15 protein-coding genes and 1 pseudogene are annotated in these 14,217 nt (G+C 46.5%); 4 read left to right on the forward strand and 12 right to left on the reverse strand.

The features are described 5' to 3' along the window. Positions 1-11: 11 nt before the first annotated feature. Both ACRRNK_RS02215 and ACRRNK_RS02220 read right to left on the reverse strand, forming a co-directional pair. Positions 12-764, reverse strand: coding sequence for an alpha/beta fold hydrolase (locus tag ACRRNK_RS02215; RefSeq protein WP_433945199.1), 753 nt, complete (start codon positions 762-764; stop codon positions 12-14). 12 nt (positions 765-776) lie between these two features. Then, on the reverse strand, positions 777-1,805 hold the full coding sequence (locus ACRRNK_RS02220; RefSeq protein WP_433945200.1) for a peptidoglycan DD-metalloendopeptidase family protein: 1,029 nt from the start codon (positions 1,803-1,805) through the stop codon (positions 777-779). 196 nt (positions 1,806-2,001) lie between these two features. Here ACRRNK_RS02220 and ACRRNK_RS02225 point away from each other — a divergent pair, with 196 nt between their 5' ends. Then, positions 2,002-2,715: a response regulator transcription factor gene (locus tag ACRRNK_RS02225; protein WP_433945201.1), complete on the forward strand. Its 714-nt coding sequence runs from the start codon at positions 2,002-2,004 to the stop codon at positions 2,713-2,715. A 1-nt stretch (position 2,716) separates the two neighbouring features. Beyond that, positions 2,717-4,468: a sensor histidine kinase gene (locus ACRRNK_RS02230; RefSeq protein ID WP_433945202.1), complete on the forward strand. Its 1,752-nt coding sequence runs from the start codon at positions 2,717-2,719 to the stop codon at positions 4,466-4,468. Positions 4,469-4,520: 52 nt separating this feature from the next. On the opposite strand, the pseudogene ACRRNK_RS02235 reads toward ACRRNK_RS02230, so the two are convergent. Next, a pseudogene (locus ACRRNK_RS02235) lies at positions 4,521-5,144 on the reverse strand (GGDEF domain-containing protein). A 118-nt stretch (positions 5,145-5,262) separates the two neighbouring features. After that, on the reverse strand, positions 5,263-5,553 hold the full coding sequence (locus ACRRNK_RS02240) for a hypothetical protein (protein WP_433945203.1): 291 nt from the start codon (positions 5,551-5,553) through the stop codon (positions 5,263-5,265). A gap of 131 nt (positions 5,554-5,684) precedes the next feature. Here ACRRNK_RS02240 and ACRRNK_RS02245 point away from each other — a divergent pair, with 131 nt between their 5' ends. Beyond that, positions 5,685-5,981, forward strand: a complete 297-nt coding sequence (locus tag ACRRNK_RS02245; protein WP_433945204.1) for a DUF5316 family protein — start codon at positions 5,685-5,687, stop codon at positions 5,979-5,981. Positions 5,982-6,048: 67 nt separating this feature from the next. Here ACRRNK_RS02245 and ACRRNK_RS02250 read toward each other — a convergent pair whose 3' ends face one another. The 5 genes from ACRRNK_RS02250 to ACRRNK_RS02270 all read right to left on the reverse strand — a co-directional run bounded on the left by ACRRNK_RS02250 (position 6,049) and on the right by ACRRNK_RS02270 (position 8,592). After that, positions 6,049-6,441, reverse strand: a complete 393-nt coding sequence (locus ACRRNK_RS02250; protein WP_433945205.1) for a YvaD family protein — start codon at positions 6,439-6,441, stop codon at positions 6,049-6,051. Positions 6,442-6,475: 34 nt separating this feature from the next. Further along, on the reverse strand, positions 6,476-6,832 hold the full coding sequence (locus ACRRNK_RS02255; protein ID WP_433946777.1) for a DMT family transporter: 357 nt from the start codon (positions 6,830-6,832) through the stop codon (positions 6,476-6,478). A 13-nt stretch (positions 6,833-6,845) separates the two neighbouring features. Continuing rightward, a complete protein-coding gene (locus ACRRNK_RS02260; RefSeq protein WP_433945206.1) occupies positions 6,846-7,415 on the reverse strand; it encodes a TetR/AcrR family transcriptional regulator in 570 nt (189 codons plus the stop codon). Between the two features lie 249 nt (positions 7,416-7,664). After that, positions 7,665-8,075: a hypothetical protein gene (locus ACRRNK_RS02265; protein WP_433945207.1), complete on the reverse strand. Its 411-nt coding sequence runs from the start codon at positions 8,073-8,075 to the stop codon at positions 7,665-7,667. A 91-nt stretch (positions 8,076-8,166) separates the two neighbouring features. Then, positions 8,167-8,592, reverse strand: a complete 426-nt coding sequence (locus tag ACRRNK_RS02270; protein ID WP_433945208.1) for an SRPBCC family protein — start codon at positions 8,590-8,592, stop codon at positions 8,167-8,169. Between the two features lie 135 nt (positions 8,593-8,727). Between ACRRNK_RS02270 and ACRRNK_RS02275 the strand changes: the two genes are divergently transcribed. After that, complete coding sequence (locus ACRRNK_RS02275; protein WP_433945209.1) at positions 8,728-9,696, forward strand: copper amine oxidase N-terminal domain-containing protein; 969 nt, start codon at positions 8,728-8,730, stop codon at positions 9,694-9,696. A 316-nt stretch (positions 9,697-10,012) separates the two neighbouring features. Here ACRRNK_RS02275 and ACRRNK_RS02280 read toward each other — a convergent pair whose 3' ends face one another. The 3 genes from ACRRNK_RS02280 to ACRRNK_RS02290 form a co-directional block, all read right to left on the reverse strand. After that, entirely contained in the window at positions 10,013-11,158 is a 1,146-nt protein-coding gene (locus tag ACRRNK_RS02280) for a low temperature requirement protein A (RefSeq protein WP_433946778.1), read from the reverse strand. A 100-nt stretch (positions 11,159-11,258) separates the two neighbouring features. After that, entirely contained in the window at positions 11,259-11,483 is a 225-nt protein-coding gene (locus ACRRNK_RS02285) for a hypothetical protein (protein WP_433945210.1), read from the reverse strand. Positions 11,484-11,842: 359 nt separating this feature from the next. Beyond that, positions 11,843-14,161, reverse strand: a complete 2,319-nt coding sequence (locus ACRRNK_RS02290; RefSeq protein WP_433945211.1) for a glycoside hydrolase family 65 protein — start codon at positions 14,159-14,161, stop codon at positions 11,843-11,845. Positions 14,162-14,217 lie beyond the last annotated feature (56 nt).

Here is a 14,217-nt window from a genome sequence, read left to right on the forward strand (position 1 = left end):
ATGCGGCATTGTTATCTAGCAGCATGTATACACTCGCTTATGACCCTCTTCACAAGCTCCGGCTCGGAGAACTGGGGGAAATGTCCGCTGCTAGCCGCGAGAATATGTCTCCCTTGATGGCTTAACCTTACTAAATCCAGCTGGTTCTTTTGGCGAATTTCAAAGACGCTCGCGGGCATCATCGGCGGCTTTTTGCCCCCGGAGACCACGAATAATGGAATCTTAGGAAAAGGACCCGCCTCCGCGATCTGCCGCGCTGTCTCCTCTACATAATTGACCTCATTCCATTTACGGTGTGCCGAGAAAGAGTCGAAGATTCCGAGCAGCCGGTTTAGGCCTCTAATGAACGGCCCCTGGGTCTGGTTGATGGCCAGATCCAGCTCGTGGCTGGATTCAAGCAGTACGACCCCGGCAACCTCCTCCGCATACTGCCGGGCGAACAGATTGGCATACAATCCTCCCAGAGAATGCCCAACCAGAATGTAGGGAGGGCACACCCCGATCTCTTGAAGCAGCTGTCTGAGTGAGGCCACAATAGCTTGCCCGTGCTGGGGAGTGGACGGCTTGTCGCTGCCGCCTATCCCGAACCGGTTATAGGCCACCACACGGGTCTGATCGGCAAGGTCATGGAACACTTTCAGCCATCCCTCGATAGGTCCACCTCCTCCATTAATGAGAATGACAGAAGGTGTTCCTTCGCCAGATTGGGCATATTCCATAGTTCCATAGGAGGTTTGAAGCTTGTCTTTGGAAATAGATTTCATAAGTCCACCTCGTTATTTATTTGGGCTCGTTCCAGTCACAACATCAGCGCGAATCGGCTTCCTGCCATCCTTGAAGGAGATCGGTATCGTGGTCATGGCCTTATTCATTTGTGCAGATACTTGAAAATGGATATGCGGCTCTGAAGAGTTCCCCGAGTTGCCACATTTGCCCAGGAGCTGGCCTGCAGTTACCACGTCGCCTTTCTTCACTTGAATCGAGCCCTTCTTGAAATGAGCGAGGGTACTGTATTCCCCATTGTTATGCTGAATGGTAACCACATTGCCTGCGGGCTGTTCTTCATTCATTTTCCCTACAGGCTCATTATCCGGAATGCCATCAGTAGCTGCAACCACAACCCCGTCTGCCGGAGCCAGAACAGGCTGATCGAAGGCGAAATAGCTCTGGTTAAGCTTTGGATCGCCCTCATAGGAGTAACCGTCCTTCACTTTCAGGAAATCGTAGGCATAGCGCTCTTGTTCATATTCGTAGTGATAGTTGAGAAATCGATTGTTGCCTCCCCAATATACCAGCCAATCCCCCTGAAAAGGATAGTTGAATGTCGTTTTGGAATAGGCATGATCGGTCGCGGGATATGAGGGATGATCCAGAATCTGAATTCCAGTTATCGTTCCTTTCCCATCCGTAGATGCGGTCAGGCCCTTGCTGCCAGAAGGCTCGTTCCATACCAGAGATTCGTAGCCGTTTAACCGCAGGCTGGACAACAACTTGAATGAGGGAATACCTGAGGTAAAAGATTGACCCATTGCACGGAAATCCTTGAGGGTAACAATGGACTTCATAGAGTCGCTAAACTGGGCGTATAGACGCTCGTATTTACCAGCAAGCAATTGATCCGCAATTTCTTTTCCTCCGATTCTGCCCGTAGTATGGTTGTCTGCCTCATTGTGCTGGTTCACAGTCTGTACCTCCTTATCTCCTCCCTTATCCGTACCGCAGCCGCCCAGAGCCAGAACAGCTATAAGCAGGGGAGCAGCAAGGATTCTTGTACGCATGAACTTCTCTGCAAGGTTCCTCTTCATGGACTGATCCTCCTAATCTTCTTAATTAGGCTCAGTATAGCGCACCAGACTTACAGCAGCTCGAACGGGGCATAAATTGTTCCTTAACAATTGTCCTAACTAAGCTTGATAATTAAGGTTCCGTTAAGATTCCCGTACCCAGCAAGTAAGATGAGCATGATACAATGAAGACATCTTCCGGATAAGGTGATGAAGAATGAATGATGCCAAGATTCTGATCGTGGATGATGAACGGTCAATTGCAGAAATGATGGCTACCGTGCTTCGCAAGGAAGGCTTCTCTTATATTGATCTAGTATTTGATGGGGAAGCCGCACTAGCCGCTTGCGAGCAGCAGCGGTATGAGATGATCCTGCTCGATGTCATGATGCCGGGCCTGAGCGGGCTTGAAGTCTGCCCTTTTATTCGCCGAACAACAGACGCGCCGATCCTGTTCCTGACGGCGAGAACCTCTGACTTCGATAAACTATCAGGATTTGCCGTCGGCGGAGATGATTACATAACCAAGCCTTTCAACCCGCTTGAAGTCGTGGCCCGAATCCGGGCACAGCTGCGGAGATACTTACAGACGAAGCCGCAGAGTAGTCCGCCGGCTTGCATCTATGATTTTGGCCGCTTTCAGGTAGATGAATCGGAAGCGACGCTGACCGTGGAGGGGAATATCTCGCCATGTCCGGCTCTTGTGTTCCAGCTTCTGCTGTTCTTTTGTAAGAACCCCAATCGGTTATTCAGTAAAAGCGAACTGTACCGGCGTGTATGGGGAGAGGAGGTATATCATGATGACAACACCGTTATGGTCCATATTCACCGTATTCGCGAGAAGATTGAGAAGGATCCATCGAAGCCTGAATACTTGGTGAATATCAGAGGCATGGGATATAAGCTGATTCTTCCAAAAGGAGTAACCTAGCATGATACGCAGACGATTGACCATTCGGTTCGCTGTTCAGCTTGTTGTGGCTGGCTCTCTGTTGGCGATTCTGGCGATCCTTATCGTAATCTGGATGCTGGCCCGATTCCAAGACATTGAATTCAATCGGAACTTCGCGCCCATGGGGATATCTAAGCTAATTGAGGAATCCAGGGTAGATTCGAAGGGGCTCATCGCAGATCCTGCTTTATTGCAGAGACTGCGAAAAGATGGGGGGTGGCTGCAGAGTCTGGATGCAGCGGGAAATGTAATACAGTCCTTTAATGCTCCCGATGATCTGCCCGCGCGCTATGTTCCCGGACAGCTGATAGACTACTGGATCGGGGGCGAGCCGTTTCCTTATAAGCTGGGATTATGGATTCAAGAAAAGGATGGGCACTTATATACTCTGTTATATGGCGCGCGATCCCCAACTGAGGATTTGCTAGTGCGTCTAATCGATGATGGGGAACTCAAGGATCATAGTCTATCTTTCTCCGAAAGCAGCAGCTCGCTGTTAACTCAAAGAAAGGCCTGGGTTCAGGTGCTGAGCCGCGAAGGTGAAGAGATAGCAGCCTGGAGAAAGCCGAAAGATACACCAGCTTCTTATACCGTACAGGAATTGGCTATGAGATCAGTTAATCAAGCCTTGTACGGTACAGTCATGGATTCAAGATATGATAAGAGGACTGGCCTTACCTGGGTGATCCAATATCCGATGGAGAGCTCTGAAGTACAATCCCTTCCAATTCTGAACATACAGCCGGAAGCGCAGGTTATGCTTATCGGGATTGCGGCATTTCTGGTATCTTCCCTACTTGTCTTTTTTCTTCTGTCCGTGTGGTATGCCAGGTGGTTCGGAGCACCGATACTTCATATTCTAGGGTCGATTGAGCGGCTAGGTACGGGTGACTATACTGATCCCGCTCGATTGAAAGAGGGTGAAGGCAGACGTAAAGGCAAGCGGCTCCGGAGCCGCGGATACCGTGTCTTTAGTGAAGTGATGGAATCGATCGGTCAACTTACCGCCGCACTCCGTACTGGGCGGGATGCAGCAGAACAGACCCAGCTGCACAGAGAAGAGTGGATCGCCGGGGTTACACATGATCTGAAGACGCCGCTGTCCTCCGTTCAAGGCTACGCTCATATGCTGGCCGCCGAGCAGTACAGCTGGTCTGAGGAAGAAATGCGGAAGTTCGCAGCCATCATTCTGGAGAAGACGTCCTATATGGACAAGCTCATCAATGACCTTGGTTTGACCTATCGGCTTAGGAACGGGGATATACCTGTAGCATTCGAGGAGAAGGATATAGGTATTCTGTTAACGAACTGTGTATCTCGCGCTTCGGAGCATCCGGTCTATGACCACAGCCGGGTTCGCTGCACCGTACCTGCCGAGCCGATTGTGAGGGCTGTCCACCCGCCGTGGCTGGAGCGCATAATCGAGAATATTGTAGCGAACTCGCTTAATCATAATCCTCTTGATACAACCATGCATATTGAGCTGTCCGGTAATAGTGCGCAAGAAGGTGTACGCATTGATTTTACGGACAATGGACAAGGAATGGATCAGCAGACCATGGAGCGTTTGTTTGAACGTTATTACCGGGGATTGAATACGGATAGCGAGACGGAAGGCAGCGGACTGGGTATGGCTGTGACGAAGGAATTGGTTCAAGCTATGGGCGGGCGGATCGAGGTGCATTCAAGACCAGGGCAGGGCACGAAGGTAAGTCTGATTTGGGATAGATGAATTCCCAGTATGAACAATAAGAAGCGGTCAACCTAAAGGTTGACCGCTTTATTTAAGTAGGGGAACCCGCCACGATTGTCCGGTTCTTGCCGGACTTCTTCGCTTCGTACAGGGCCATATCTGCCTGGTGGAAAAGGTTCTCCTTATCCATACCTGGCAGAAGCTGCTGAACTCCAATACTTATCGTGACGGATAATCCGTCCATCTTATCAAAATGCTTCTTAGAGATGGCCAGGCGGATGGCCTCCAGCTGCTCTACGAACTGGGCCGTGTCCTTATCGACACTCAGGATAGCGAATTACTCGCCTCCGTATCTTGAGGCAAAATCATTCTGATCCAGAATTTCGTTCAATTGAGTGGCCACATAGCTAATGACAGAGTCACCCACGGCGTGGCCGAAGGTATCATTCACCTTCTTGAAATTATCGATGTCCAGAATGGCCAGATGAACATGAAGTGAATAAGCCTCCGACACATCTATAACATTAACCAAATGCTCATGAAAAGAACGGTGGTTATACAGACCTGTAGCCGAGTCAACCCGATTGAGTCTTTCCATAAGGGTGTTTCGAGTCTGCAGATCCTGCTTCTCCTGGGTCACCTTTACCAGCTCCTGGGTCAGAGCAAAGGCGTGCTTTCGGAGGCTGTTAATAATTAAGGCAGTCGCGGTGAACATCGAGAACAGCAAAATGAGCTCTGAAGCTCCCAACGAATTCCTGATCGCAGGCGAAAATGTACAGATGATGATGACGGTTAGAATGGCTTGAACTAAGGCGAATACAATCAAGCGCTTGTTATAGATTAACCCCGGCTATTAGCAAGTATTCGGTCCAGCGGGTTACTTTTCGAAATATAACTCCCATGATCAGGTTCATTAGGGACATTTCAAGTGTAGGAACAAATACGGTATGCCAGAAAAAGTCGTTATGATTATGAATGGTGAAGAAGAGCTGCACCAGGGTGCCAACTGCGTATATACAAATAATCAGCCAACAGCTATGTAGAATATCTTTATATAAGTTTCTTGTATTCACACGGAGGTCATTCAAATTCATCGGTTCAGCCTGCTTTCTATGTCTCTTCATGCTATAAGGCCGCTTCTCTATAGATTTTATCATAATATTTGTGGGCCCACACTTAATAATCATAGCTATCAGGAAGGGAAAAGAATGCTATAATATACCAAAAAATGGTTCGGCTGTGAGAGGAGTAGACGATGAGACGTGAGTTATATGGCTTTGCTGCGGGATTGGTGGCTGCATTAATCCTTGGTGCTCTAGCATGGGTTAAGGGTAGCGAGGTATTCTTCTTACAGACTGCGGGCTGGATCGGCTCCGCTGCCTTGATCATTGGGGCCTTAATTTCAGGTAACTTCTTAACTGGAGATAGAATAAGACAGCACCAAGCTAATGAATCCAAGCAGGACCGGAATAACAGAAGGATTGCAGCGGGTATCCTGATTTTATTTAGCCTGCCTGTTCTGGCGGCCTATGTCCTTGTGTCGTTATTTTAAGAATGAGTCTTATACAACTTACAATAAAAAAATGAGCTCCCCGATTCTTTGTCGGAGGCTCATCTTCTCAGGCCCTGCTTGGCTGCTGGATACAAGTCTTGATGAAGAACAGCGGATAGATCATTAAATACAAATTAAATAACCACCATGTAATATCAAAATCGTTACTGATCAGCCAAAATGCAATGGCTTGCAGACCTGAGCAAAATGTTAGCACAAGAGAGATTAATGCAACGCTTCTCCAGGCAGCCCGTTGTTTGCGATATAAATATAAGCTGGAAAGGCCTGTTATCGAGATCAGTATATCTAGCGGCAGGAAAGACCAGTTCCAGGCAATAATAATGGGATTATTGTAGTCTTTGAAGGCCCAGCTTGTTGGAATTACGTGCAGATAAGTTACGATCCAATAGATGATAAACCCAATATCCGTAATAAGAAAAAATGGCTTTAGTAGTTTCATTACTTTCCTCCATTAAAATTCAAGGGATACTATTTTATTTATTTGATCGACTCACTGTTGGCGCTTGATGAGCTTGTTCTGACGTAAGGTTGAGTGTAATGACACCAATAATTATAAGAATTATGGATAGAGCTTTAGATATATTGACCTTCTCGGAGAAGAAAAAGAAGCCAATAAGAGTGATCATTACAATGCCCATACCTGACCAGATTGCATAGGCTACGGATACCTGAATCGATTTCAAGGTCAAAGTTAGAAATACCAGACTGCAAATATAAAATATTACGAGGAGAACGCTAGGCTGCCATTTGGTAAATCCAGCTGACAGCTTCATACTTATCGTCCCGGCCACTTCGAACAGAATGGCTAGTGATAAATAGATCCATTGCAGGTACATCTCTCAATCACCCTCCATCTATATTTGGCACCACAATACCTTCCAGCAGAATATCTACAACCGAATTAAGAATTTCTCCCATCGTTAATAAATTTCGTAGAGGAGAAGATACATCATAGATCTGATTGATCGCGCCCAAGTATAACTCGATGAATAAGAGAGGATGGATGTTCTTGATGATTCCCTTCTCGGTACCCTTGTTCAATAGTTCCTGGACGACACTCCATTCATCCTTCAAGAAAGTATCTAGTATCCTCCATTGGTTGAAATGATACTGCTTCAGCTCCACCAGCATGTTCGAGTCCATGATGGCGAATTCCTCAGGTACACAAATCAAAATATGCTTGATTTTTTGAAATTCATTTAGTTGCTTGTCTTCAGCAATTTGCCGTTCCCTTGTCTTGATTTTGCTAATAAGCTGGTTAATGACTTCCTCGACAATGTCGTCTTTAGAAGAGAAGTTGTCATAGATCGTACGTTTACTGATTGATAACTGCTTGGCCAGGTCACTAATAGTAAAGTTAAAACCCTTTCGCTGAATTAATGAAATCGTCTCATCAATGATTCTTTGCTTCAAAGTTGTCCCTCCAAATTGGTACCAATAATAACGTTTCAGTACCATTGGTATTTTATAGTAAATAATGCGAAATGTAAATCGCTAATTTGTAAATATATATCATTACTGTATAAGGGGCCCACAAAGGCTCGGATTGGCTATAATATTATGTACAATTGTCACCGGATAGTTAGGCAAGTCCAACTTTAGACTACAACCCAAAAATCCAAAAAAAACCTGCTGGCGATCCAGCAGGTTCCTTGTACACAATTAGTAATCCCCGAATGATACTCCACTGAAAGATACAGGTCCTGTAATACTTGCTGTATTGAGCAATACATTTGTGCTGTTGTTCGTGACGACCAACAAATAAGAATGGTATCCTTGAGGTGCGTTATCAAGAAATGAGATGTTGACTGGTGTTATTGCCTGAACGGCTAAACCTGAGGCTCCTACATTGAAGATAGGTTGGCCGTCCCGATAGATTGTGAAGACTACATTAGGAATTCCCAAAGTGGTCTGAAAACCTACAGTCGCATTCAGTAACGCACTTCCTCCGTCCGGAGTGTAAAGTCCAAAATTAGCAAGTCCCACGGGATCAGCTGGACTTAGAATAGGAATACTCAATGTCTCGGTACCGGTTGACGCAACTGAACTACCCCGATCAATTACATATGCCATATCTAATTACCTCCCTTCTATAATTTACATAGTATGAGAGGCATCATATGAATGATTGGACTTAAACCAGCCTTCTTAATCAATATTATCTCTATAGACTCTCACTATACTTTTTAAAATTGTCTAGAATCGCCTGCCAGCCAGCTTGCTGCATCTCGGTAGGATTGGTAGTTTCTGCTTCGAAAGTTTCAATTACCTTAGTGTCATTTCCTTGGCTGCTAAAAGTAATCGTGACTTTTCTTCCATCACCAATTGTATAGGAGATATACTCATTTATCCTTACGTCATCATACACTCCGCTAAAATCAAAACCAAAGCTTCCATCCTTAGCTTCCATTCTTGTAAGAAACGTTCCGCCAACTCGTAAATCATTTTCAGCAGTTGGCACATGCCAATCATCGGAGGCGTTATTCCATTTTTTTATGTGCTGTGGCTCTGTCCAATATTCCCATACCTTTTCAATTGGTGAATGAACTGTGGTCTCAATGGTGATGATTGGTTTGTTAGTTGACTCCATAATAATTACCACCTCAACATAAATTATAATTCTGGGCAATTATACCATTAGTTAAGCAAACAATCTAAATTTAATTTACAACCCTTTATATTCCATTAATGTTATAATTATATAGATCTGAAAGGAGAGAGTATAGTGAAAAAGCTGCTGTATACCTTTATCCTCATGGGTGTATTCTCTTTCAATGCTTCGGCGTTTGCTGCCGGAGACATAGGCATTACGGTGAAGGACAAACCGCTGAAATCGGATAGATATCCTATTCTCGTTCAAGGGAGAGTATTGGTTCCACTTCGTGCAGTTTCTGAATCGCTTGGTGCTTCAGTAAGCTGGAATCCACACACCAAAACTGTGACCGTTAGCAAGTGGTCGGAGAGTATGTCGTTGACGCCTGGCAGCAAGAAAGCCCGGATTGAAGGGGGATTGAGAGGAGCTGTGACAATTCCACTAGATGTACCGGTCAGAACGGTTAATAATCGAGTCTACGTACCTCTGCGATTGATATCGGAGCAATATGGCTACAGGGTGGATTGGAGTAATAACACAGTCTCTATTCAATCACCGCTGACGCCAAGCGGGCGAGCCAAGCTCTATAAGGGTGATCTATCAACAAGCAGATCCATTGCAATGGATACAGCATTATATAACGGAGCTCATTACGAGCATCGACCTTTAGCAACCTCGCATGAACAGGAGGATTACAGCACCGCGTTCCTCTTTCCCGAGGGAGAGGCCCTGCGATTCTTCATGATCACAGGCAGCGAGACGATAACCTTGTTTGAATACAAGGATGACTTTCTCGTAGCCACCTGGCAGGCTCATGTCCAGAAGATCGGTCAGGATCCCGTGCAGCAGCTTTTTGAGAACAAACTCAAGGACCGGACAGGACCGACACCAACAATCAAGAAGCCATTTATGTATTACAACTCCGGCTATTTCGGAGATACCTCCTATGAGGAATATGGCCGATATGATAAGGATGCGAAATATACCAAAACCGGATCTCTAAGAAAAATGGGCAGATTTGTGACGGAGTCTACTGGAACGTTCTCGTTAATACTTCCTGACGAGAAACGGAAGGAAGTTATTACTATTCCGCGGGATTAACGATAGGAGTTGAAGAGGATGAAGCTCCATGAAACAGAAAAGCAACCCATGCACAATGATGTAGCAGTCTTTAATCGTGAACCTATGGCGAACCTCCAGTATATTGAAGGCGGTGGCCCGCCAAAAAAAGTGGGTCTGAAAGAAATGCCGAAGTGGATCCGGTATTTCGGATACTTCTTCGTCTATATAATTCCCGTGGTATTAATAGGCTTAATTATACTAAGTTTTTTTCGTTAGGAGAGAGCGGATATTATTATTCTGATTATTTTCTTTTTACAGAAGATGATGAGAAAAAAGTAGGCAGCTAGAACTCTCCTCAAGCCCGCTTCCTCTTACCGAGCCAGCGCACATATACCAAGGTATGGGCGATAAAGAAGAAGGCAAGAGCGATATACACTGTCAGGATCGTGGGGAGCAGCAGCAGGATAGCACCGCACAGGACAAGAGCGGCCAGGTAACAGCCAAGCAATCTATAGGTCTGTGCACCATTCTTATTCACAAAGGGACCAAAAATAAGCGCCATGGAGAGGAGATACATGGCCAATCCCGTTAAGGCAAGCCAGGCAAAGGGACCAAGGTCCAGCTCATGGCTCATTGCATACCGGATTACATTGGAGATGATCCCAAGCGACATATACGTGAACAAATGCCCATAGATGACCTTATGGCCGGCACCGTCTCCGGTCTGTTCCACTTTCTCTGAGGACTCGAAGTAATGCCACCAGATTGACGCGGTAATAATGAACCCGAGCAGGAGTTCAAAGCCGGACTGAAGCGTAATGGGATGATGGCGGATTGTATCCACGATCACAAGAATAAGTTCACCTAGTAAAATAATGGTGGCGAGCCCATACCGCTCCACCAGATGATAATAATGAACCGGCATCTGCCGCAGGATATGCCGTCCAGCAAGAGGGAGGACGATCTCCAGGAATATGCCGAGATACAGGATGTAGAATTTCGTAAGCTCCGGAAATAGAACCGAGCTAAAGCTGATGAGCGTTCCTATCAAAAAGCTTAAGGCTAAATAACGCGCAACCCTTCGCTGGGCACCCTTGTGCATAAGCCAGGTCCGCACATACATGAAGACCGTAGACAGGCGGATGCCAACATAACCAAGCATGAACAAGAGATAATGGGACTCAAAGTCGATGTTGATGTTAGCAGCCATGATAATGACGAACAGCATTTGTATGAAATACACAATTCGCTGGGCGGTGCTATCTTGACCAAAGCGATTTACATACACGGTAAAACCTGTCCAGGCCCACCACAAAGGGATGAAAATCAGGGGATATTTCAGGATGGCGTCTTCTGATATAAGGCCGTCATGAGGCTCTGAGAGCACGTGTGTCGTGATAGAAATGGCGGTAACATAGATAAGATCGTAAAAGAGTTCCAGCCACGTGACCTTCTTGGGAATGATAGGCTTCAGCCTCCGATCCTGTTTTCTTTCCAGTATACACCAGCCGTTCCTGACTGGGCTCTAGATTTTTACTTCCTTAAGGTTAAGAAGACCACAGGCCGCTGCAGGGCTCGTGGTCTTCTTCATGAATTTTTAATTAAAAAGAGAAATTGATCAGCCTCATGACATGAACAATTTCATCAAAGGGGAACGTCACCATGCCGGATTCATCCAAGATCTTGACACGGTTCTCCTGCCGGGAAATTTGAGGCAGCCCAATCAGTATTCTTCCATCCTGAATTTTGACACTCACCATTTGTTGCTTCTCTGCGGCCAATTGCAGAACATCGGCGAACATTAATATCCCACCAATCTTATTCATCTCTATGTATGTAAATACGTATATTGTTTATGTCGGATGATCTTTCTAATTATTTCATAGTTAGAAAGCCCCAACTCTCTAACTGTGTCAGCCTAAAACGACAAAAAAGCGCCCGGGAGCCAGTTGGCCCCCGGGCGCTTCAATATTACCCCCATTGTGCATGGGTAGACATGCACAATGGGGGTAAAGGCTCCGCTGAGAAAGCGGAGAGGACGGGAACGATTCCGGAGAAGCGAAGCGTTCGCCTTTGCTCGCGATTTCCTACAAAATCAAATCAATCAGGGAATTCGCGAGCAGGCAGCGATCGCAGGAACGTTCCGTCATCGGAGTGCCCTCAAGTGGCACCCTTCCTTTACTAATTAAGCATTTACTACTGCATTCTCAACTTGGATCATGCCAAGCGGGCTAACGGTGTAGTCACGGTCGAAGATACGGATCGCTGCAGGCGTCTCAGTCTCGTTGGATACTGTGATGTCCTTGTCAGATACGCTGACTTTCAGACGGGACCCGCGGAACATCACTTTGAACGAGAATGATTTCCAGTGACCTGGGATGAACGGTTTCAATACAAGCTCATCATTCTCTACACGAAGGCCGCCGAAGCCGTGAACGACAGACATCCAGGTTCCCGCCATACTTGTAGTGTGGCAGCCGTCTTCGGTGTCATTGTTGTAGTTATCGAGATCCAGTCTTGCAGTGCGCAGGTACATCTCGTATGCCTTCTCCTGATATCCAAGCTCACAAGCCAGGATGGAGTGCAGGCACGGAGACAGGGAGGACTCATGAACGGTCAATGGCTCGTAGAAGTCGAAGTTCCGTTTCTTGGTCTCCAGGTCATATTTGTGGCTGAGGAAGTACAGACCTTGAATGACATCACCCTGTTTGATGAAGCAAGAACGAAGGATACGGTCCCAAGACCAGTTCTGGTTGATCGGGAGGTTCTCAGGCTTCAGGTCTTTAACTTGGATAATCTCTTTGTCCAAGAAGCCGTCCTGCTGCAGGAAGATTCCAAGCTCTTCGTCCGCAGGGTAGTACATTTTGGCGATAATATCTTTCCATTTATCAGTCTCTTCCGGCTTAAGCTTCAGAGTCTCAACCAGCTCGTTGTAACGGGATGGCTCGTTCTCTTTCAGATAGTCCAGAACCTCAAGTGTATACTCCAGCGTCCATACAGCGATACGGTTGGTGTACCAGTTGTTGTTCACGTTGTTCTCATATTCGTTCGGGCCGGTTACGCCGAGCATCACGTATTGATCTTTGCGTGGTGCGTAGTTCACGCGCTCTTCCCAGAAGCGGGAGATTTCAGCCAGAACCTCAAGGCCGTATTGACCGAGGTAAGATTTATCACCTGTATAATTAACATAGTTATAGATCGCATAAGCAATCGCGCCGTTACGGTGGATCTCTTCAAAAGTGATCTCCCACTCGTTGTGACACTCTTCACCGTTCATAGTTACCATTGGATAGAGGGCGCCTTTGGTGAAGCCGAGCTTACGGGCATTCTCTTTAGCCTTCTCCAGGTGCTTATAACGGTAGATAAGCAGGTTCCGTGCGATAGAAGAATCTGCTGTACTCAGGTAGAACGGTACGCAGTAAGCTTCGGTATCCCAGTAAGTGCTGCCGCCATATTTCTCGCCAGTGAAGCCCTTCGGTCCGATGTTGAGGCGATCGTCTTCACCGCTGTAAGTCTGATTCAATTGGAAAATGTTAAAGCGGATCGCCTGCTGTGCAGACTCATCACCCTCGATGATAATGTCACTTTCTTTCCATTTCTCAGCCCAGCCTGCAACCTGCTCGCTAAGAAGCACATCAAAACCTGCAGTTCTTGCTTCCTCAAGCGCCTTGGAACCGACTTCAACCAATTGTCCCAGGCCATGGTTACGGGAGGTCACATTAGCCACATATTTATAGATAACGATTTCTTCGTTTTGTTCAGCTTGAATCGTAACATCATTGCCGACGTATTTTTCTTTTTCAACTGTGGAAGGAGTCAGGTCCAGCTTCTTGCCGTTCTTGAATACATCGTAAGTCATGACAGAAGTCACATGGAAGTCCAGCTTCTTCGTCTTCAATGTCAGGTTCGCGGAACCAGCGGACACCTCTTTGCTTACTTCGTTCCAGAACTTCTCTTCATAGTTGGAGTCCTTGTTCTTCACGTCGCCGTCCAGGTAGACAGTCAGACGGATAGGAGCGGAGAAATTCAGCGGAGTTACCGCATAGCGAATCGCGCCGATCTCATGACGGGCAATGCTCACGAAGCGAGTGGACTCGATCTTGATCTGTTTGCCATCTTCCATTTCGGCAACAGCGCTGCGGATCAGAACGCCTTCCTTCATGTTAAGCTCGCGGCGGAACTCAGTTACCTTGCATTTCGCGAGGTCGAGCGCAGTGCCGCCCACATACACATCAATCCCGATCCAGTTGGTTGAGTTCAGTACCTTGGCGAAATACTCAGGGTAACCGTTCTTCCACCAGCCAACACGGGTTTTGTCCGGATAATACACGCCAGCCATGTAGCTGCCTTGAAGAGAAGGACCGCTGTACTGCTCTTCAAAGTTGGCGCGCTGCCCCATAAATCCATTCCCGATACTGAAAATACTTTCTGAAATTTCATGATTGATAGGGTCAAAGCTTTCTTCGATAATAGACCATTCGTCAACTTTCAAATACTGTTTCACACTTATCGGCTCCTTTTAGATCGAAGTATATATAGTTACACTTGAAATTAACTCAA

The sequence above is a fragment of the Paenibacillus sp. SN-8-1 genome (genome assembly GCF_050995535.1).
Lineage (GTDB): Bacteria > Bacillota > Bacilli > Paenibacillales > Paenibacillaceae > Fontibacillus.